Here is an 18,188-nt window from a genome sequence, read left to right on the forward strand (position 1 = left end):
GGTTTCCGATGTGACGGCGCGACCGGTGCCGGCGCTGAGGGACACGAGATGGACACACACCACATGGACCAGGAGCAGGCCGAGTGTCTGCTCGTCGGCCCTGTCGGCGACGCGCCGCAACAGGGTCCGGAGGTGCTCATCCGTCTCCTCGCCGCCGTCCGGTCCGCCCCCCGCACGCATGAACTCAGCGGCGAGGCTGCCGCCGTGCGGGGGTTCCGGGCGATGCTCGACGGATCGGCCCCGGTGGTCGTGTCTCCTCCCGCGCACCGGTTCCGCGCCGGCTGGTTCAGCGCGAAGGTCACGCTCGCCGCCCTGCTGGCGGCCACCACCGCCGGCGTGGCGGTGGCCGCCACCACCGGCGCCCGGCCCTGGCCTTCAGGTGGTGCCCATGACGCCACGGCGACGCCGAGCGCCGGCACCGGGAGCGGATCCGCGCCGGCAGCCGGCCCGCACCTTTCGCCGGCACCGGATCCCTCCCCACCCACCCCGGCCCCCGGCCCGTCCGACCGGCCGGGCAGGCCGGCGTCGCTGGCCGGGCTCTGCACGGCGTACCGGGCACAGGTGGGCCAGCGACGTCATCCGTTGGAGGCCCCACCGTTCGCCGACCTGGTCTCGGCCGCCGGCGGGCCGGAGAAGGTCGCCGGGTACTGCGACCGGCTGCTCGACGGGCGGGACAAGCAACAGGGGCCACATGCCGACCCGACTGAGCGGTCCGACCCCGATCCGCCCGGCCAGGCCAACGGCCGGCCCTGACCCACTCAGCGCACCGACGGGCGCCGGCGGGTGGCCCGGCCCCGGCCGTACGCGTCGGCGCGTCCCCAGCGGCCCGGCACGTCCAGCAGCTCGATGAGGCCGTACTCCTCGGGGAGCGCCGGGTCCACCAGCAGGTCGTCGCCGCAGGGGCGCAGCCCGAGCATGGTGGCGAGCAGCATCAGCAGCGCACCGGAGGACCACGACTGCGGCCGACCGGCCATCGGGAGCTGGACCGGGTACTTGGTCAGCTGGCGCGGATAGCCGGCGATCGCCTCGGGCACCGAGCCGCCGAGCGTCTCCACCACGGCGAACATCCCGGCCGCGACCCGGGCCGCCTCGGCGTCGTACCCGTAGCGGCGCAGGCCGGCGGCGACGATCGCGTTGTCCGACGGCCAGACCGCCCCCAGGTGCGCGCCGACCGGGTTGTACGGGCGCTGGCCGACGGCGTACGTCCGCACCCCCCAGCCGGAGAACAGGTCCGGTCCGAACAGGTGCCTGACGAGCGGATCGGCTCGCTCCGGCTCGACGATCCCGCTCCACAGCAGGTGGCCGATGTTGGAGGTGAGCGCGTCGACCGGCTCCCCGTCCGGGGCCAGTGCGAGGGCGTAGTACCCCTGCTCCGGCAGCCAGAAGTCGCGGTCGAACCGGCTGCGCAGCGCCGCCGCGTCGGCCTCCAGGCGGTCGGCGTACGCCGGGTCGCCCCAGACCTCCCGGGCCAGCCGGGCGCCCCGGATCTTCGCGTCGTACGCGTACCCCTGCAGCTCGCAGGTGGCCCGGGGGAACGCGGGTTGGCGGCCGTGCCGGTCGACGACGGCGTCCGGCGAGTTCCGCCACACCTGGTTGGCCACCCCGCTGACGGTGTTGCGCGGCTGGTAGCGCAGGTAACCGTCGCCGATCGGGTCGCCGTACTCGTCGATCCAGTCCAGCGCCATCCGGGCCGGGTGGCGCAGCTCCCGGACCAGGTCGGTGTCGCCGCTCCAGCGCTCGTACTCGTCGAGCAGGACAACGAAGAGCGGGGTGGTGTCGACCGCGCCGTAGTAGGGCGCGGTGGGTTGCTCCTCGAAGGCGGCCGACTCGCCGTACCTGAGCTCGGCGAGAATCTTGCCCGGCTCCTCGTCGTGCAGGTCGTCGAGCTGGCTGCCCTGGGTCAGGGCCAACATGCGCAGCGTGGCGGGGGCCAGCTCGGGGGTGAACGGCAGCGTCTCCAGGCAGGTGAGGATGGCGTCCCGGCCGTACAGCGCCATCGCCCAGGGCAGCCCGCCCACCGGCACCCGCTCGCCGAACGACCACGGCAGGTAGCGCAGCGCCGCCAGGTCGGCCAGCGCCTGGTCGTACGCCGTCACGAGGGCCTTCCGCTCGCCGCTGAGCTGCGGCGCGCGGCCGAGCCACCGCCCGAGGTCCTCGTGCATGTCATCGTGTACCCCCTGGCGGTGGGCCGCCAGGCTGCGTCGCACGTCCTCGTCGCCGGCACCGTGGATGATCATCTCGACTTGCAGGTCGGTGTGCCACTCGCCGTCCGGGTCGATGCGGATCCGGAAGGTCATGCCGTCCTGGTCGACGTCCACCTCGGCGGTGCTGGTGACGACGGTTTCCCGCACGAACCGATCGCGCTGGTAGCAGAGCCGCAGCTGCCTGCGGGCCGAATTGGCGGTGACCACCGGTCGGCGCGGCCGCGGCTGGCGGATCTCGGCGGTGTCGGCGAAGTCGTTGGCGATCGCCATCCGCACGGTGATCTCGGCGGGCTCCGCCGAATGGTTGAGCACGGTGATGCGCTCGTGCAGGCCGCGGTCGATGATCCGGTGCCGGATCACCGACACGTCGGCGTCCACGTAGTGGCTGGCCGCCCCGGGGACCACCACGAACCGGGTCTCGAAGTAGGCCAGGTCGTCCCGCGACAGGGCGTGCAGTCGCTCCCCGTCGAGGGTGAGTACCCAGCGGGACAGGAACCGGGTGTCGAAGGAGAACAGGCCGGCCGGCACCCGCGGGTCGACCTCCATGTCGCCCTCCGTGTCGCTGAGCGCGAACGAGTTGCCGGCGAGGACGTGCACCAGGTCCGTGCTCATCGTGCCTCCGCCCCGGGCGCGGGCGTGCGCCCCGCGCCCCGGCCGGCCCCGCGCGGGTCCTGGGCCCCGGGCGGGCCCGGGAAGAGCCGGCGCAGCGTCAACAGCAGCCGCACGTCGCCCTGCACGGTTATGTCGTTGCGCAGCAACGCCGACACCAGTCGTGGGCTGCCGGTGGCGATCCGCTCGAAGACCTCGCGGTCGACGTGGACGACCATGTCTGCGTCGCCGGCAGCGCGGGCCACCCGGACGTCCTGGTGGTCGATGGTCAGATACCAGTGTTCGGTGCTTCCGCCGTCGTGCAGGTCGAGGCGGACCGTGCCGGCCGTGTTCTCCGGGATCTCGGGGTGCCGGCCGGCGACCTGCTCTATCAGGTGCTCCGTGATCGAACCGCCCATCCGTCCCCTCCCCGTGTCCGATGGTCCGCAGCAGCTTCCCCGCCCGACGGGTGAGCTCAACTCACCCGAATCGGGTGAGTCGGGATTGACCCACGGACGGCGTACCGGCGGTCATCCCCGCTCGACGAGCCCGCGCACGTACGCGGCCTGGCCGGCGTGCTGGAGGTCGTCCTCCAGCACGCTGATCAGCCGGACGCCGAGGGTGACCGGCGGATCCCAGTTCTCGTCGACCACCCGGTCCAGGTCGGCCGGGCGCAGCCCGCGCAGGTACGCCCGGGTCCGGTCGGCCACCGCGCGGTGGTAGTCGAGGAGCACCTGGCCGCTCTCCGGTCGGAGGGCGGCGATCTGCTCGGGGCCGTGCCCGAAGCCGGTGTCGTCCGGCTCCGCGCTCCGCCCGAGCCGTGGCGCCCAGTCGCCGGTGACCCAGAGCTGCTCCTCCCCCAACAGGTCGGCGACGTGGTGGTCCTGGATCCGGGTCAGGTGCCAGACCAGCCAGCCGACCGGGTTCGCCCCGGCCGCCGGGGCTCGGCGCAGTTGCTCCGGGCTCAGCCCGGCGACGGCCGACTCGACCAGGTCGGGCAGCCGGTCGTACGCCTCCGTCAGCAGGTCGTTCACGTCCACGGGTCCACGCTCCTCCACCGTTGGTGCCACCCGGGCTGTACCGCCCAGCGGGCCGGGCAAACCTGACCTCTAGGGTGATCGCGTGGTCGCGGCGCTGGAGCTGTATCTCGACACCGACGCCAGCCGGCGGATCCGGGTGCTCTGGGACGCGTTGGAGTCCGAGGGCGTGCAGAGCATGCGGTCGCTGCTGGAACAGCGGCACCGACCGCACGTCTCGCTGGCGGTGGCGCCGCGCTTCGACCCGGACCAGGTGTCCGAGGCCCTCGCCGGGATGGTGGTGGCCGCCCCGCTGCGGCTGGAGTTCCAGCACGCCGGCCAGTTCGTCGGTCGGGTGCTCTGGCTCGGCCCGGCCCCCACCGCGGAACTGCTGGCCCACCACGCCGAGGTGCACCACCGGCTGGCCCGGGCCGGCATCGGCCTGGTCGAGCACTATCAGCCGGGGCGCTGGGTGCCGCACTGCACGCTCTCCATGCGGGTGCCGAACCTGCTGATGGCCGCGGCGGTACGCCGCTGCCTGGAGGTGCTGCCGCTGACCGCCACCGTGGTCGGCGCGGCCATCACCGATCACGCCCGCGGCATCTCCCACCCGCTGCCGTGAGGCTCGGCCACCGGACGGCTCAGCGCGGCCCGAAGTCGACGATGAAGGTCGGGTACTCGGGCTGTGGGCAGGGCTCACCGCGGTGGCCGAGCCGCTCGTAGAAGGGCGCCGCCCGCTCACGGTGGGCCTGCCACTCCAGGTAGCGGGCCCGCCGGGCCGCCCACTCCGAGACCGCCGCGAGCAGCGCGCGCCCCACCCCGTGCCGGCGCCGGTCCGGGCGTACGTAGAGGTCGTGCAGGCGGGCGGTCCGGTGCGCGTCGCCGGCGCGCAGGTGCGGGCCGTGGTCCTGGGCGGCGGCGTACCCGGTCAAGCCGTCGGGGTCCGCCGCACCGAGCAGCGCCCAGCGCGGGTCGGCGAGCAGGCGAAGGTAGCGCTCCCGGTGGGCCTCGGCGGGCTCGTCGCCGACGCCCATGTCGCGCAGCATCGGCCACAGCCGGGGCCAGTCCCCGGCGGTCAACTCGCGTACGGTCGTCACACCGGTCAGGATGCGGGCCGGACCGGAACCGGCGCACCGGGTTTCTCGCCACCTGAGGCTCGGGCCACGCGCCGCCGGCGCAGGCGGAACGGGCCGGTGGAACGGTCCGCCGGCCCGGCGATCGCCGACCCCGGCGACTGAGGGCCGGGGTGGGGCGGACCCCGCGCGCCGACACGGTACCGTTGCGCCTCATCATGACCCTGCGGGGCGGTCATCTGCCGGCCCGGCGCTGGCGAACCTGACGGAGGATGGGTATGTCCAACGGCGACGAAGCGTTCGCGTCACACGACGACGTATCCACGCGGCCGAGGTTCGACCAGGTGCTGCGCGGCTTCGACAGACGCCAGGTGGAACGGTACGTCGAGCAGATGGACGGCGAACTGGCCGTGCTGACCTCCGACCGGGACCGGGCGTACGCGCAGGTGCGGGAGCTGACCGCGCAGGTGCAGCGGGCACAGACCGAGGCCGCGGAACTGCGGCAGCGACCCGCGCCGGCGGACCGGGCGTCCTTCCGGGACCTCGGGCCGATGGTCGACCAGATCCTCGACCTGGCCGAGAAGCAGGCCGGGCAGATCAACGACGCCGCCAGCAAGCGCGCCGCCGATCTCCAGGCGCAGGCGGAGAAGGCGCTCGCCGCAGCGCGGGACGAGGCCGCCCGGGAGCTTCGGGAGCTGGAGGAGGAGCTGTCGGCGCGCCGCACCGAGTACGACAAGGCGCACGAGGAGCAGCGGGCCGCCGCGCAGGCCGAACTCACCTCGATCCGGGAGCTGGCGGAGAAGCTGCGGACCGAGGCGCAGGCCGCTCACGACCGGGCGCAGCAGGAGGCGAAGCGGATCACCGAGCAGACCACCCAGCAGGTCGAGCAGGCCCGCTCCGCGTCAGAGGCACTGGTGAAGGCGGCCCGTACCCAGATCCAGCAGGAGGTCCAGGCCAACCGGAGCAAGGCCCAGCAGGAGCTGGCCCAGTGGCAGGCCACCATGGCCAGAGAGCTGGACGAGCGGCGGGCCGCTGCCGAGCAGGAGCTGGCCGACCGGGCCAGCGCCGCCGAGCGGGACATCGCCGCCCTGGTCGCCGAAGCCCAGCAGTACGCCACCGAGGTGCGCGAGCGCGCCGACGAGGAGACGGCGGCGCACCAGGAGCAGTTGTCCACCGTGCAGCAGGAGATCCAGCAGCGGCAGGAGGCCCTGGCGCAGCTCCAGGCCGAGATGGAGAACGTCGGCCAGCAGCTCGAGCACACCCGCCGGGAGATCACCACGGTCGAGCAGCAGGGCGCCGCACTGGAGGAGCGCCTGGTCGAGGTACGGCGGGACCTCGCCGCCGAGACCAAGCGGCTGGACGACGCGCGGCGGGCGGCGGACCTTGCCGAGCAGCACGCCAAGGAGACCCGCGCCCGGGTGCAGCGGGAGGCGAAGCGGGTGGCCGATCTGGCCGCGGCGGCGGTGATGGCGGCTGCGGCGGGCGGGGCGGAAACCGCGGAGTACCCGCAGGTGGCGGTCCGGTCGACCAGCAACCCCGCCGAGCAGGGCGCGGCCGACCGGACGCCCGCGGCGCGGCCTGGTGGCTCCACGGTGGAAGGGCTCGGGGGCCTCACCACGGAACGGCCCACCGGCGACGCGTTCACCGAGCGGGCTGGGCTGGACGGCCCCAGCTTCGACGCGTTCGCGGTGCGCCCGCCGGCCCAACGGTCCACTCCGGAGTCGGAGCGGACCGCCGACGAGCCCGCGGCGGGCCCTGACACCGGCGTGCCGGCCAACGCCTGAGCCGCAGTCCCTGACCGGCGCCCGCGCGGGCGGGAACCAACCCTTGCCGTGGATCCTGAAGCATGTAAATATGTGGATCACTGTGCGTGTGGCTCTGATCTCGGAGGGTTGATCGGCATGCGGAAGTTGTCCTCGATCGCGGCGGCCGTCACACTGACGGTCGCCGGCACCGGCGTGGCGGTGGTGAGCGTGGCCGCTCCGGCCAGCGCGAGCTGCAGCCACGCCCACTCCAACATCGACACCAAGGGCGGCCAGCTCTTCAACGCCAGCAACGTCAACATCCGCACCGGTCCGCACACCTCCTGCCCCTCGCTCGGTTACGGGCAGCTCAACCACAACGTCGACTTCCACTGCTACGGCGCCGGCGACCGGGTCACCGCGAACGGGTACACCACGTACAGCTGGACCTACCTGAAGGACCTGACGACCGGCGTGTCCGGCTGGGTCGCCGACGCCCTCCTGGACAACCTGGGCGCCACGATCGCCTGCTGACCACGGGCCACCGCCCCGCAGGGCGTGCGGCGGACGGGCAGGATGGGTCAGCATGAACGCGACCGAGCCACGCCTGTACCCGTCGATCGAGCCGTACGCCTCCCACCGGATCGCCGTCGGCGACGGCCACGAGCTGTACGTGGAGGAGGTGGGCCGGCGCGACGGCGTACCGGCGGTCTTCCTGCACGGCGGCCCCGGCGGCGGCCTCGTCCCCGCGGCGCGCCGGTTCTTCGACCCAAACCGCTACCGGGCCGTGCTGTTCGACCAGCGCGGCGCGGGCCAGAGCACCCCGGCCGGGGAGCTGCGCGCCAACACCACCTGGCACCTGGTCGACGACCTGGAGGTGATCCGCGAGCGCCTCGGCATCGACTCCTGGCTGGTGTTCGGCGGCTCGTGGGGCGTCACCCTCGGCCTGGCGTACGCGCAGGCCCACCCGGACCGGGTCACCGGCCTGGTCCTGCGCGGTGTCCTGCTGATGCGGCGCGTTGAGCGGGACTGGTTCTACCAGGGCGGCCTGCGCCACCTCCAGCCCGAGGAGTGGGACAAGTTCATCGCCCCGATCCCCGAGGCGGAGCGGCACGACGTGCTCGCCGCGTACCACCGGCGGCTGCACGGCCCCGACGACGCCGAGGCTCGGGCCTGCGCGGCGGCCTGGGGGCGGTGGGAGGCGGTGAACTCCTCGCTGCGCCCCGACCCGGACCTGCTCGCCCACTTCACCGCCGACGAGCACGCCCTGCCCATCGCCCGGATCCTCTCCCACTACGTGGTGCACGGCGGCTTCCTCACCGGCGAGACGCAGCTCCTCGACGGGGTGGACCGGATCCGCCACCTCCCCGCCGTGATCATCCAGGGCCGCTACGACCTCTGCTGCCCACCGGTGTCCGCGTACGACCTGGCGCGGCGCTGGCCCGAGGCCGAGCTGCGGATCGTGCCCGACACCGGCCACTCCGCCGCGGAACCCGGCATCGCCCGGGAACTGCTGCGCGCCACCGACCACTTCGCCGACCTGCTCACCAACTGATCCGGATCCGTCGGGGCGGTCGGCCGGGTGGACCGACCGGGCGTCGACTGATCCCTGCGGTCAGGCGTCGTCCCGGTCGCCCGACGCTGCCAGCAGGCCCCGAATGGCGGCGCCGATCACCCGGTCCACCGGGAACCGGTCCTCCAGCCAGCCGAGCGTCACCCGGGCCGCCTCCCGGTTGCCCCGGTAGCCGGGCACCATCTCGGCCAGCGGCAGCACCTCCGGCGGGTACGCCTGCTCCACCCGGCGGCTCGGGTCGAACGGGTCGCGCCGATGCGCCACGTCCGGGGCGGTGAGCCGCAGCAGGGCCAGCACCCGGTCCACCGCGTACGACTGGATGAACCGGGACGCGGTGAGCCGTTCCCCGCGCAGCTCGCGATGCAGGCCGACGTAGAGGTTGGTGAGTGCCTCGTTGAGGTGGAACTCGACCGTGTCGTACGGCGTCGCGGGGCGGGCCGGTGGCCCGCACTCGGCCAGCCCGGCGGGCGCGTCGGGCCGCTGCCACACCACCCGCGCACCGGTGAACGACAGGCGAGCCAGCTCGTCGACGGTGAAGACCGCGTACTCGACGAAGATCCCGTCGGCGTAGAGCGCCTTGCGGCCGTTGCGCTCGTTGGCGAAGCTGTACGCCACCGGGCAGGGCACGGCCAGCCAGTCGACCGACCCGGCGTAGCGGGGCACCGCGCCGTCCGCCACGACGAGGAAGAAGTCCAGATCGGAGTGGGCGTCGAGCCGGTCGTGGTCGACGCCGGCCGAGCCGAGGCCGAGCAGCGCCACGGTGTCCGGCCGGCTGGCGAGATGGGCGGCGAGGTCGTCGAGTCGACGCAGCATCGGGTGCATGTCGTCGTTCCCTTCCACGAAGAGTCGACGTTTCATCCCGTACGGCGCTGCTCGCCGACGGGGTCGCGACACCGATGCCGGCCATCATCACCCGGCGGCCCGCCGCCGCTCAAGCCCACGCCTACCCGTCCACGACCGGCAATGGCAAGATCGACCGGGTGACGGGTTCACTGTTCGCGGTCAGTGACCTCCACGTGTCGTACGCCGAGAACCGCCGGATCGTGGACGGCCTGCGTCCGGAGACCGCGGACGACTGGCTGCTCGTGGCGGGCGACGTGGGCGAACTGTTCGGCCACGTGGAGTGGGCGCTGCGCCTGCTCCGCGACCGATTCGCCACCGTGGTCTGGGTGCCCGGCAACCACGAGCTCTGGACGCATCCGTCCGATCCGGTGACGCTGCGCGGCCGGGAGCGCTACGACGCGCTGGTGCGGATGTGCCGCGACCTCGGCGTGCTGACCCCCGAGGACGAATACCCGGTGTGGCGCGGGGAGGGTGGACCGGTCACCGTCGCGCCGCTGTTCCAGCTGTACGACTATTCGTTCCGCCCGCCCGGCGCGAACTCGAAGGAGGAGTCGCTGCGGCAGGCGTACGAGGCCGGGGTGGTGTGCACCGACGAGGTGCTGCTGCACCCCGACCCCTACCCGGATCGGGAGTCCTGGTGCTGGGCGCGGCTCGCCGAGACCGAGCGCCGGCTGGCCGCCGCCGACCCGGCACTGCCGACCGTGCTAGTCAGCCACTGGCCACTTGTCCGCGAGCCCACGGACGTCCTCTGGTATCCGGAGTTCGCGCAATGGTGCGGCACCGACCGCACCGCCGACTGGCACGTCCGCCACCGCGCGGTCGTGGCCGTCTACGGGCACCTGCACATCCCGCGCACCACTCACCACGACGGCGTGCGCTTCGAGGAGGTGTCGCTGGGCTACCCGCGGGAGTGGGCCCGCCGGGGCGGCGAACCGCAGCCGATGCGACGCATCCTCGGCGGGGCGCCATGATCGAGGCCCTGTTGCCGTCGGCGGTGGTGACGGTCGAGGCATTCTCGGACATTCCCGGCGAGGCTCCGTACCCCGGCGAGGAGGACCTCGTCGCGAAGGCGGTGGAGAGCCGACACCGCGAGTTCGTCACCGCCCGTCGCTGCGCCCGGGAGGCCCTCGCCCGCCTCGGGTACGCCCCGGCCCCGATCCGCTCCGGGCTGCGGCGCGAGCCGCGGTGGCCGGCTGGTGTGGTCGGCAGCATCACCCACTGCGCCGGCTACCGGGCCGCCGCGGTCACCCGGGACACCGCGCTGGCCGGCCTCGGCATCGACGCCGAGCCGCACGACGCGCTGCCCGACGAGGTGGCCGAGGCGGTGACCGTCGCCGGCGAGCCGGAACTGCTGCGCCGTCTGTCCCTCGCCGACCCTTCGGTGCACTGGGACCGGTTGCTGTTCAGCGCCAAGGAGTCGGTCTACAAGGCGTGGTATCCGCTGACCGGCCGCTGGCTCGGCTTCGAGGACGCGGAACTGTCCATCGACCCGACCGCCGGGAGCTTCACCGCCCGGCTGCTGGTCGACGGGACCCGTACGGACGGCGGGCCGCCCCTGGCCGCGTTGCACGGCCGGTATCTGGTCGCCGACGGCCTGATCGTCACGTCCGTCACGCTGCCCCGGGATTGGTGAAGTATCCCCTTTCGGCGACTGAACTCCCCGTTCGGTGACCTTCTCCGCTACCCGGACTCATCGGCACCTTCCTTCGACGGCTCGTCGTGGTGGCCGACGATGTGCGGGGACGACGCCAGCAGGTACACCGCGAGGGTCATCACGATCAGGCCGGCGGCCTCGACGGCGAACGTCGCCGGAGTGAATCGCAGCGTCCCACCGAGCACGCCGATGCCGATCGCGATACCGGCGAGCGGTTCGGCCACGGCGAGTGGCGGATAGGAGACGGACAGCGGGGCGAGGTCGAAGGCGCTCTGCGCGAGCAGGGTCCCCACCAGCCCGATCACAAACACGGCGTACGGCTGCCAGCTGGTCACCAACCCCAGCAGCCCATGGGTGGACAGGCGGTGCACGGCCGACTGGGTCAGGGCGGACTGGAGTCCGTAAAGCATGCCTGCCCCGAGCGCCAGCATCGGCGCTTCCTGATTCGGTCTCAGCCGGCGGGCGACGTGTACGAGCAGCAACGTCAACGTGCCGATGGCGAACGCGGGCGCAGCCCATTCCCAATCTTGTACGCCTTCCGGATTTCCGGTTCCGGGAGCACCCGCCACCAGAAAGGCGACCATGCCTCCGGTGACGGCCAGCGCCGTCGCCCAGTCCCGTGGGCGGAGCGGGCGCCGACTCCAGATCGCCGCGGTCGACAGGGCGAACAGCAGGCGCAGCACCAGGACGGGCTGCACCAGCACGACCGAACCCTTACCGAGGGCGGCGCCGCTGAGCAGGCCGCCCAGCAGCGTCGTCGCGAGGCCCAGCAGCCACAGTCGCTGCCGGACGAGATGCCACAGCAGCCCCACGTGCAGCGCCAGGCCGTCCGGGGCCCGGAAGGCGACGCGCTGCTGGATGGCGGAACCGACCCCGAGCATCAGGGCGGCCCCGACGGCAAGGATGAAGACCACCGAAGGGCGTACCCCGTCCTCCCCGTCCGAATCACCGATCCCCGGGCGGAGTTGGGCGACCGACCACCACGTACCGGACCGAGGCCATTGCCAAGAGAGACGTGAGAGGCTACTTTCGAAACATGTCTCTCAAGAATCCGTACGGGGACTTCGAAGTCACCGACCCGCAGGCGTTACGGGCCCTGGCCCATCCGGTGCGGCTGGCGATCCTCGGCCGCCTCCAGCGACATGGCCCGGCCACCGCGACCCAGTTGTCGCCGCACGTGGGCGGCACCCCCTCGGTGGTCAGCTGGCATCTGCGTCACCTCGCCTCGTTCGGGCTGGTGACCGACTGGGACGGCGCCACCAACCGGCGCGAGCGCTGGTGGCAGGCGGCGGCCAGGGGGTTCCGCTTCGACGTGCCCGACGACGCCGAAGGGCAGAACGCGGCACGCCAGCTCCAAGGTGAGATGTTCGCCCAGAGCGCCGAGCTGCCGCAGCAGTGGCTGCTGCACGACGAGCCGCGGCTGGACACCGGGTGGCGGCGGGCGGCCGGCATGGCCAACACCCGGATCATGCTCACCGCCGAGGAGATGCAGCAGCTCAAAGACGACGTCGAAGCCCTGATCGCCAGATATGTGCAGCGCCCTGAGGTCGAGGCGCCGGCCGGGGCGCGGGGCGTACGGCTGCTGCAGTACATCCTGCCGGAGTCCGACGGCGACGAGCAGCCCGAGACATGAGCGCCACCACCACCGCCGCCGCCCCGGCCGGCTCCGTCTGGGCCAGCCGGCACTTCCGCGCGTTCTGGCTGGCCCAGACGATCTCCCAGTTCGGCGACCGGATCACCGAGATCGCCCTCCCGCTCATCGCGGTCACCATGCTGGCCGCGACACCCGGCCAGGTCGGCGTGCTCACCGCCCTGATCTGGCTCCCGTACCTGGTCGGCGTGTTCGTCGGCGCCTGGGTCGACCAGCGCACGCACAAGCGTCGGCTGCTGATCATCGCGGACCTCGTCCGAGCGGCCGTCCTGCTCAGCCTGCCCATCGCCTACCTGCTCGACGTGGTCAGCCTGGCCCAACTCTTCATCGTCGCGCTGCTCACCGGCACCGGCTCCGTGCTGTTCGGCATGGCCTACCCGTCGTTCTTCGTCGCGCTCGTCCCGGCCACGGCCTACGTCGAGGCCAACAGCAAGCTCAGCCTGAGCCGAGCCGGATCGTTCGTCGCCGGGCCCGCGCTCGGCGGGGCGCTCGTGCAGATCCTGACCGCGCCCGTCGCGCTCGCGGCCGACGCGCTGTCGTTCCTGGGTTCCGCCCTCCTGATCGCGCGGATCCCGGCCGACGAGGCCTCGCCGCCACCGAACCGGTCGTCGACCGTCAAGCGGATCCGGGACGGACTTTCGCTGCTGCTGAAGCATCGCGTGCTGCGCGCCGCGCTCGGCGGCACCACCACCGTCAACTTCTTCACCTTGATCGTCTCCACGCTGCTGATCCTCTACGTCAGCCGCGAGCTTGGCCTGTCGGCGGGCGCCATCGGACTGGGCCTCGGCGTCGGTGCCCTCGGCGGCCTGGCCGGCGCGGCGGTGGCCCCGCGCGTGACCCGGGCGATCGGCCTCGGCCGCACCATCATCATCGGGATCATCCTCTTCCCGGCGCCGCTGGCGCTGATGGCGCTGGCCGGCGGTCCGATCTGGGCGAAGGTCGCACTGCTCGCCGCCGCCGAATTCGTCTCCTCCGTCGGCGTCATGCTCATGGACATCAACCTCAACGCCCTGATCACCAAGGTGACACCCGACGACGCCCGGGGCCGGACCGCCGGCGCGTACAGCACCATCAACTACGGCGTCCGGCCGCTGGGCGCCCTGATCGGCGGCTGGCTGGGCACCACCATCGGCCTACGTCCCACCCTCTTCGTCGCCGGAGTCGCCGGCGCCTCCGCCGCCCTGTGGCTGATCTTCTCCCCCGTACAACGCATCACCGCGCTCAGCGACGCACCCGGTGAGACAGCGCCGCGCTGACCTGTGGCCCCCGGCAGGCCCCCCGCCGACCGGGACGGGGCCTGCCATGATCGGCCCGTGGAACTCCGACCGCTGCTGGCAACCCGCATCGCGAACACCGCACCCGGCGCTGCGGTCGCCTTGTTGGCCTGGCCGCTCGCCGAGGAACTGGCCGGGTACGCGGCACTGGCCGGCCTTGTCCCGGTGGCGGTCGGAGCCGCCCTGTCCGTGCGCGGTTATCGCATGTCCGTGTCGGTCGGGCGGGAACGCATCACCGTTCGGGGGCTCCTGCGGTCCCGCACGATCCCGCGCGAGGACATCGAATCCTTGACCTCGTACCCCGCGTTGAAGTGGCGATCCGGCTCGGGCCGCCACGTCTACACGCCGTTGACCGCGTTCTGGGAGGCCCCGGGAGTCCTGTCGGCAGTCCAAGCGCACAACGACGCTTGCCTCGGCCGGCTGTCGCAGGCCCTACGCCACGGGTGATGCCCCGGGGACGATGCTGGCCGCTTCGTTGCGACGGGAAGTGGGGACTGAGCCGCACGAGGGCTCTGGCGGCAGCAGCAGAGCGATCATCGCCCGAACGGATACGCGGGGCGCCCACATCCGGCCGCCGGGCGGTCGGGTTGTGCTGCCCGCGTTCGTACGTTCTGGTCTCTAGGACGCCTGACGGATGGGCATGTCGGCAAGCCAGACGTCGGCCAGGTCGCTGAGGGGGACGTCGAGGGCCTGGCTGAGGCAGACCACAGTGCCGAACGCCGGTGCGGGAAGGCGGCCCGCCTCGATCTTGCGCAGCGTCTCGGGGGAGATGCCGGCTGCCAGGGCCACCTCGACGAGGCTGCGGCCGGCCCGCGCGGCCCGGAGGGCGGCTCCGAGGCGCTGGCCCGCTGCGATCTGTTCGGCGGTGAGTGGTTGGCGAACCATGGCAGCAGGATATCCCTCCGGAGCATCCCCGACCTGACGTGGTATAAAAATACCGCACATGGAGGGGGAGGCTGTCGTGATCGAGCTCAAGTCCGCCGACGAGATCGGCCGGATGGCGGTGACCGGCCAGTTCGTCGGCGAGCTGCTCGCCGAGCTGAGCGGCGTCGCCGCAGTCGGCGTCAACCTGATGGACCTCGAACACCACGCCCGCCGCCGGATCAAGGAACGCGGCGCCGAATCCTGCTACTGGGACTACGCTCCTTCGTTCGGCCGCGGCCCGTTCCGCAACGTGCTGTGCCTGTCGGTCAACGACGCGGTGCTGCACGGACTGCCGCACGACTATGTTCTGCGGGACGGTGACCTGCTCAGCATCGACATGGCGGTCGGCATCGACGGCTGGGTCGCCGACTCCGCGCTCTCCGTCATCGTCGGCACCCCCGATCCGGCCGACCTGAAGCTGATCGAGGCCACCGAGGTCGCGCTGGAGGCCGCCATCGCCGCCGCCCAGCCCGGCGGTCGCCTCGGCGACATCTCCGCCGCGATCGGCGAGGTCGCCCACTCCTACGGCTACGGCGTCAACGCCGAGTTCGGCGGCCACGGCATCGGCCGCACCATGCACGAGGCCCCGCACGTCTCCAACAACGGCCGCGCCCGCCGCGGCCTGAAACTCGCCCCCGGCCTCACCATCGCCATCGAGCCCTGGTTCTGCCGCTCCACCGACAAAATCAAGTTCGACAACGACGGCTGGACGATCCGCTCCGCCGACGGCTCCCGCACCGCCCACTCCGAACACACAGTCGCCATCACGGCTTCCGGCCCCCAGGTCCTGACCCGGCGCCCCACTCACGGCGCCACCTCGGCCGATCCCACCAAGAAGCCCGCCGCAGCCTCCTGACCCACCGCCCGCCTTGCGGCTGCTGGCGGTCATCATCGGCTGCCCTGGCGAGCCCTTGACGAGCGCTGGTAAGCCATCACCGATCTGGTCTGGACAGCCCTCCCGGCAGGTCGACGTGCATCAAGGCCGGTAACCCGTCTTGTCGGCATCGGTGATCTCACGCAGCACCCGGGCCGGCGATCCGACGGCGATGACACCGGACGGGATCGAGCGGGTGACCACGCTCCCCGATCCGATGATTGTGTTGTCGCCGATGGTCACGCCCTGGTTGATGGTCACGCCGCCGCCGATCCAGACGTGATCGCCGATCGTGACCGGCTTGGCGTAACACGCGCCGGCCGCCCGTTCGGCTGCGTCGACGGCGTGGTTCGAGGTGTAGATGCCGACGCGCGGGCCGAAGAGGACGTGGTCACCGATGTTGATGCCACCCCCGTCCAGCATCACGCAGTCGAAGTTGGCGTAGAAGTTGTCGCCGACGCTGATGTTGAAGCCGAACTCGCACCGGAACGTCGGCTCGAAATGGCACTCCCGCCCGACCGCCCGCAGCAGTCGCCTCAAGATCGCCTCGCGCTGCTCCTGCGGCTGCCCGAAGCTGTCGTTGTACTCAATGGTCAGCAGCACGGCCCGCTGCCGAGCCTGTACCAGCTCATCGGTGAGGTCGTTGTACATCCGGCCCGAGAGGATGCGCTCCCGCTGCGCTTCAAGCGTCACCGCATGATCCTCCCATCACCCGCAGGTGTCACGCCCACGCCTGTCGGTGAACAGGCAGGCCGGACGGAGGACCCCTCACCTCGGCCTCCCCTTGCCTCTGCCGCACGACGGCGGGCTCGACCGGATCTTGATACATTCGCGCTTCGCTTTGAATTGACAAGGGGCTGTACATGTCCGACACGGGGGCCGGATTTGATTCAGGATCGACGGCGGACCGGGCGCCGGAAGCATTGACGCCGGCGCCAGGCGGTGCGGCTTTCGAGCCGGCACCGGTCCACGGCGCGCCACCGCCGCAGGTGCCACCCACGGCAGGCCAGCCGTTCGGTCCGCCCGCGATGGTCACACCGTTCGGACCGCAACTGCCAGCCGACGGGCCGCCACCCGGCCACCGCAACCGCGGCCTGATCATCGCCGTCGTGGCGCTGAGCGTACTGCTGTTGGTGGCCTGTTCGGGCCTGGTCGGCGGGGCCTTCCTGCTGCGCTCCACGGAGCACGACGCGGCCAAGCCGGCGACAGAGACGTGGCGGTCCCCCGCGACCGGTAGCTCGACCCCGAGCCCAGACGCGGCCGAGAGCGTGGAGCCGGTGCCGCAGGGCCCGCAGCCCAGCGACTACGCCGCAACCCAGATCTCCGATCTGAACAACGTGTGCGACGGCATCCTCTACTACCCGCAGTCGCCCAAGCGCGCCGGCAAGGCCCCCCACCCGGTGGTGCTGCTCATCGGAGACGGCCCGGGAGACCACCGCCGGCAGAACAACGGCTACTACTACGACGAGGGCCTGTCGAAGCGGGTGGAACAGACCTGGGCGTCGGAGGATCCGAAGAACGTGCAGATGGTCGCCTGCCTGGACCGGGTCAACACCGGTGCGACGATCCGCCGGTGCAAGTACGACGACCCGAAGCCGGACACGTTGACGCTGCTGAAGGCCAGCTACCGCCTTCGGGTGTACGAGGTGGCGACCGGCCGGAAGCTACTCGACAAGGTCATGGGCGGCGACGACCAGGCCTGCCCGTACGTCGTCCTGGTCGGTCCCGACAAGAAGATCTACGCCGAGGTCAGCGACCGGTCGCTGCTCGCCGCGCTGCGCAACCTGGTGAAGCGGTAGCCCTGGCCCGGCCCGGCTCGAATGCTGCCCAGCATGGCGGCCGACGGACGTTTGGGGGCAGATGCGGCCGGGGCAAATATTCGTGACCAACCATGCACGTCAGGGAGGCCACGACCCATGGCAAAGGGCGACATCGAGACGTACTACGAGGACGGCCAGTGGAAGAACCGTCCCGAGGGCAACCGGCGCGCAAGCACAGCGCACGACACCAAAGCGGAAGCGGAGGCCGCGGGCCGGCAGATGGCCACTCAGCGCGATGTCGAGCATGTGATCAAGAAGAAGGACGGGACCATCGGCGAGAAAAACACCTACCCCCGTAGCCGTGACCCGCGCCAGACCAGAGGCTGAGCTGCTTGCCGGTGCCTGCGGCGCTGGTAGCAACCGGGAACACCCTGGATGGATCGGTGGCGTCCGGATGTCCGGACGTCACCGCCGGCCACATCGTCTCGTCGGCTTGCCCGCGACATCTCGCTTACAAGGGTCTGCGTTGCTGTCGGCAGCCACTCCGCCGCCCCAGCCCCCCTCGCTGGGGGCGGCGGAGGGGCCCGACCGCTGAGGATCAACCACGCGTCCGCATAGCGGCAACCTCGCCTTCGCTGCGGAGGATGCAGAACTCGTTTCCCTCCGGGTCGGCCAGCACCACCCATCCGGTCCCATCGGCGTTGCGCCGGTCTTCGACCTCCATGGCGCCGAGGCCGATCAGCCGGGCCAGCTCCTCGTCCCGAGTGCCCTCTCGTGGGCGCAGGTCGAAGTGAATCCGATTCTTGATCTGCTTGCGCTCTGGTACCTCGATGAACAACAACCGATGATGCCCGTCTGGAGAGGCGATCATGCACTCCTCGTGGCCGGGCTCGTTGGGGTCGTCGGGATCCTCGGTGTAATCCAGCACGACGCGCCACCAGGACGACAGGGCATACGCATCGGCACAGTCGACGCTGGTATGAGAGATGAAGGAAGCCATTCGGCCAGCGTG

General features: G+C 71.9%; 22 protein-coding genes. 13 read left to right on the forward strand and 9 right to left on the reverse strand.

Translation table 11 applies throughout. From position 1 onward, the window contains the following. Window positions 1-48: 48 nt before the first annotated feature. Window positions 49-753: a hypothetical protein gene (locus ACNAVT_RS18115; RefSeq protein WP_416297711.1), complete on the forward strand. Its 705-nt coding sequence runs from the start codon at window positions 49-51 to the stop codon at window positions 751-753. Window positions 754-758: 5 nt separating this feature from the next. Here ACNAVT_RS18115 and ACNAVT_RS18120 read toward each other — a convergent pair whose 3' ends face one another. The 3 genes from ACNAVT_RS18120 to ACNAVT_RS18130 all read right to left on the reverse strand — a co-directional run bounded on the left by ACNAVT_RS18120 (window position 759) and on the right by ACNAVT_RS18130 (window position 3,832). Further along, window positions 759-2,816 (reverse strand): glycogen debranching N-terminal domain-containing protein, encoded by a 2,058-nt coding sequence (locus ACNAVT_RS18120; RefSeq protein ID WP_416297712.1) that lies wholly within the window; start codon window positions 2,814-2,816, stop codon window positions 759-761. Next, window positions 2,813-3,211 carry an SCP2 sterol-binding domain-containing protein gene (locus ACNAVT_RS18125; RefSeq protein ID WP_416297714.1) on the reverse strand — a complete coding sequence of 133 codons (399 nt, stop codon included), beginning with the start codon at window positions 3,209-3,211 and terminating at the stop codon, window positions 2,813-2,815. Before ACNAVT_RS18125 ends, ACNAVT_RS18120 begins: the two co-directional genes overlap by 4 nt. 111 nt (window positions 3,212-3,322) lie before the next feature. Then, a complete protein-coding gene (locus tag ACNAVT_RS18130) occupies window positions 3,323-3,832 on the reverse strand; it encodes a mycothiol transferase (RefSeq protein WP_416297716.1) in 510 nt (169 codons plus the stop codon). Window positions 3,833-3,914: 82 nt separating this feature from the next. Here ACNAVT_RS18130 and ACNAVT_RS18135 point away from each other — a divergent pair, with 82 nt between their 5' ends. Beyond that, window positions 3,915-4,430 (forward strand): 2'-5' RNA ligase family protein, encoded by a 516-nt coding sequence (locus ACNAVT_RS18135; RefSeq protein WP_416297718.1) that lies wholly within the window; start codon window positions 3,915-3,917, stop codon window positions 4,428-4,430. Window positions 4,431-4,449: 19 nt separating this feature from the next. On the opposite strand, the gene ACNAVT_RS18140 is transcribed toward ACNAVT_RS18135, so the two are convergent. Next, a complete protein-coding gene (locus tag ACNAVT_RS18140; RefSeq protein WP_416297720.1) occupies window positions 4,450-4,905 on the reverse strand; it encodes a GNAT family N-acetyltransferase in 456 nt (151 codons plus the stop codon). Between the two features lie 254 nt (window positions 4,906-5,159). Here ACNAVT_RS18140 and ACNAVT_RS18145 point away from each other — a divergent pair, with 254 nt between their 5' ends. The 3 genes from ACNAVT_RS18145 (at window position 5,160) to pip (ending at window position 8,178) form a co-directional block, all read left to right on the forward strand. Beyond that, window positions 5,160-6,665 carry a hypothetical protein gene (locus ACNAVT_RS18145; RefSeq protein WP_416297722.1) on the forward strand — a complete coding sequence of 502 codons (1,506 nt, stop codon included), beginning with the start codon at window positions 5,160-5,162 and terminating at the stop codon, window positions 6,663-6,665. Between the two features lie 117 nt (window positions 6,666-6,782). Then, window positions 6,783-7,157, forward strand: coding sequence for a hypothetical protein (locus ACNAVT_RS18150; protein WP_416297724.1), 375 nt, complete (start codon window positions 6,783-6,785; stop codon window positions 7,155-7,157). A 52-nt stretch (window positions 7,158-7,209) separates the two neighbouring features. Further along, on the forward strand, window positions 7,210-8,178 hold the full coding sequence (gene pip / locus ACNAVT_RS18155) for a prolyl aminopeptidase (RefSeq protein ID WP_416297726.1): 969 nt from the start codon (window positions 7,210-7,212) through the stop codon (window positions 8,176-8,178). A 60-nt stretch (window positions 8,179-8,238) separates the two neighbouring features. On the opposite strand, the gene ACNAVT_RS18160 is transcribed toward pip, so the two are convergent. Beyond that, window positions 8,239-9,054 carry a hypothetical protein gene (locus tag ACNAVT_RS18160; protein WP_416297727.1) on the reverse strand — a complete coding sequence of 272 codons (816 nt, stop codon included), beginning with the start codon at window positions 9,052-9,054 and terminating at the stop codon, window positions 8,239-8,241. A gap of 122 nt (window positions 9,055-9,176) precedes the next feature. Between ACNAVT_RS18160 and ACNAVT_RS18165 the strand changes: the two genes are divergently transcribed. Together ACNAVT_RS18165 and ACNAVT_RS18170 are read left to right on the forward strand one after the other, a co-directional pair. Continuing rightward, complete coding sequence (locus ACNAVT_RS18165) at window positions 9,177-10,010, forward strand: metallophosphoesterase family protein (RefSeq protein ID WP_416297729.1); 834 nt, start codon at window positions 9,177-9,179, stop codon at window positions 10,008-10,010. After that, window positions 10,007-10,672 (forward strand): 4'-phosphopantetheinyl transferase family protein, encoded by a 666-nt coding sequence (locus ACNAVT_RS18170; protein WP_416297731.1) that lies wholly within the window; start codon window positions 10,007-10,009, stop codon window positions 10,670-10,672. The genes ACNAVT_RS18165 and ACNAVT_RS18170 overlap by 4 nt, the downstream gene beginning before the upstream one ends. A gap of 47 nt (window positions 10,673-10,719) precedes the next feature. Here ACNAVT_RS18170 and ACNAVT_RS18175 read toward each other — a convergent pair whose 3' ends face one another. Next, window positions 10,720-11,607: a DMT family transporter gene (locus ACNAVT_RS18175; protein ID WP_416297733.1), complete on the reverse strand. Its 888-nt coding sequence runs from the start codon at window positions 11,605-11,607 to the stop codon at window positions 10,720-10,722. 122 nt (window positions 11,608-11,729) lie between these two features. Between ACNAVT_RS18175 and ACNAVT_RS18180 the strand changes: the two genes are divergently transcribed. From ACNAVT_RS18180 to ACNAVT_RS18190, 3 genes are read left to right on the forward strand one after another with little or no spacing between them, the layout of a single operon-like run. Beyond that, the gene (locus ACNAVT_RS18180; protein ID WP_416297734.1) at window positions 11,730-12,326 is read left to right on the forward strand and encodes an ArsR/SmtB family transcription factor; all 597 of its coding nucleotides are present in this window, start codon (window positions 11,730-11,732) and stop codon (window positions 12,324-12,326) included. Further along, window positions 12,323-13,600: an MFS transporter gene (locus tag ACNAVT_RS18185; protein ID WP_416297736.1), complete on the forward strand. Its 1,278-nt coding sequence runs from the start codon at window positions 12,323-12,325 to the stop codon at window positions 13,598-13,600. The genes ACNAVT_RS18180 and ACNAVT_RS18185 overlap by 4 nt, the downstream gene beginning before the upstream one ends. Before the next feature lie 57 nt (window positions 13,601-13,657). Next, entirely contained in the window at window positions 13,658-14,065 is a 408-nt protein-coding gene (locus ACNAVT_RS18190; protein WP_416297738.1) for a PH domain-containing protein, read from the forward strand. A 171-nt stretch (window positions 14,066-14,236) separates the two neighbouring features. Here ACNAVT_RS18190 and ACNAVT_RS18195 read toward each other — a convergent pair whose 3' ends face one another. Further along, the gene (locus ACNAVT_RS18195; RefSeq protein WP_089011556.1) at window positions 14,237-14,503 is read right to left on the reverse strand and encodes a helix-turn-helix domain-containing protein; all 267 of its coding nucleotides are present in this window, start codon (window positions 14,501-14,503) and stop codon (window positions 14,237-14,239) included. A gap of 76 nt (window positions 14,504-14,579) precedes the next feature. On the opposite strand from ACNAVT_RS18195, the gene map reads away from it, so the two are divergent. After that, window positions 14,580-15,398: a type I methionyl aminopeptidase gene (gene map, locus ACNAVT_RS18200; protein ID WP_416297741.1), complete on the forward strand. Its 819-nt coding sequence runs from the start codon at window positions 14,580-14,582 to the stop codon at window positions 15,396-15,398. A 120-nt stretch (window positions 15,399-15,518) separates the two neighbouring features. Here map and ACNAVT_RS18205 read toward each other — a convergent pair whose 3' ends face one another. After that, window positions 15,519-16,109, reverse strand: a complete 591-nt coding sequence (locus ACNAVT_RS18205; protein WP_416297743.1) for a sugar O-acetyltransferase — start codon at window positions 16,107-16,109, stop codon at window positions 15,519-15,521. A gap of 416 nt (window positions 16,110-16,525) precedes the next feature. Here ACNAVT_RS18205 and ACNAVT_RS18210 point away from each other — a divergent pair, with 416 nt between their 5' ends. Further along, window positions 16,526-17,215, forward strand: coding sequence for a hypothetical protein (locus ACNAVT_RS18210; protein WP_416297745.1), 690 nt, complete (start codon window positions 16,526-16,528; stop codon window positions 17,213-17,215). Window positions 17,216-17,332: 117 nt separating this feature from the next. Further along, window positions 17,333-17,563, forward strand: a complete 231-nt coding sequence (locus ACNAVT_RS18215) for a DUF2188 domain-containing protein (protein WP_416297746.1) — start codon at window positions 17,333-17,335, stop codon at window positions 17,561-17,563. Between the two features lie 211 nt (window positions 17,564-17,774). On the opposite strand, the gene ACNAVT_RS18220 is transcribed toward ACNAVT_RS18215, so the two are convergent. Next, the gene (locus tag ACNAVT_RS18220) at window positions 17,775-18,176 is read right to left on the reverse strand and encodes a VOC family protein (RefSeq protein ID WP_416297748.1); all 402 of its coding nucleotides are present in this window, start codon (window positions 18,174-18,176) and stop codon (window positions 17,775-17,777) included. Between the last annotated feature and the right edge of the window lie 12 nt (window positions 18,177-18,188).

It is taken from the genome of Micromonospora sp. SL4-19, assembly GCF_047921475.1.
Lineage (GTDB): Bacteria > Actinomycetota > Actinomycetes > Mycobacteriales > Micromonosporaceae > Micromonospora.

Coding starts and splice junctions, on each gene's coding strand:
- ACNAVT_RS18115 (WP_416297711.1), top strand. CDS start 49: ATGGACACACACCACATGGACCAGGAGCAGGCCGAGTGTCTGCTCGTC.
- ACNAVT_RS18120 (WP_416297712.1), bottom strand. CDS start 2,816: ATGAGCACGGACCTGGTGCACGTCCTCGCCGGCAACTCGTTCGCGCTC.
- ACNAVT_RS18125 (WP_416297714.1), bottom strand. CDS start 3,211: ATGGGCGGTTCGATCACGGAGCACCTGATAGAGCAGGTCGCCGGCCGG.
- ACNAVT_RS18145 (WP_416297722.1), top strand. CDS start 5,160: ATGTCCAACGGCGACGAAGCGTTCGCGTCACACGACGACGTATCCACG.
- ACNAVT_RS18150 (WP_416297724.1), top strand. CDS start 6,783: ATGCGGAAGTTGTCCTCGATCGCGGCGGCCGTCACACTGACGGTCGCC.
- pip (WP_416297726.1), top strand. CDS start 7,210: ATGAACGCGACCGAGCCACGCCTGTACCCGTCGATCGAGCCGTACGCC.
- ACNAVT_RS18160 (WP_416297727.1), bottom strand. CDS start 9,054: ATGAAACGTCGACTCTTCGTGGAAGGGAACGACGACATGCACCCGATG.
- ACNAVT_RS18170 (WP_416297731.1), top strand. CDS start 10,007: ATGATCGAGGCCCTGTTGCCGTCGGCGGTGGTGACGGTCGAGGCATTC.
- ACNAVT_RS18180 (WP_416297734.1), top strand. CDS start 11,730: ATGTCTCTCAAGAATCCGTACGGGGACTTCGAAGTCACCGACCCGCAG.
- ACNAVT_RS18185 (WP_416297736.1), top strand. CDS start 12,323: ATGAGCGCCACCACCACCGCCGCCGCCCCGGCCGGCTCCGTCTGGGCC.
- ACNAVT_RS18195 (WP_089011556.1), bottom strand. CDS start 14,503: ATGGTTCGCCAACCACTCACCGCCGAACAGATCGCAGCGGGCCAGCGC.
- ACNAVT_RS18215 (WP_416297746.1), top strand. CDS start 17,333: ATGGCAAAGGGCGACATCGAGACGTACTACGAGGACGGCCAGTGGAAG.
- ACNAVT_RS18220 (WP_416297748.1), bottom strand. CDS start 18,176: ATGGCTTCCTTCATCTCTCATACCAGCGTCGACTGTGCCGATGCGTAT.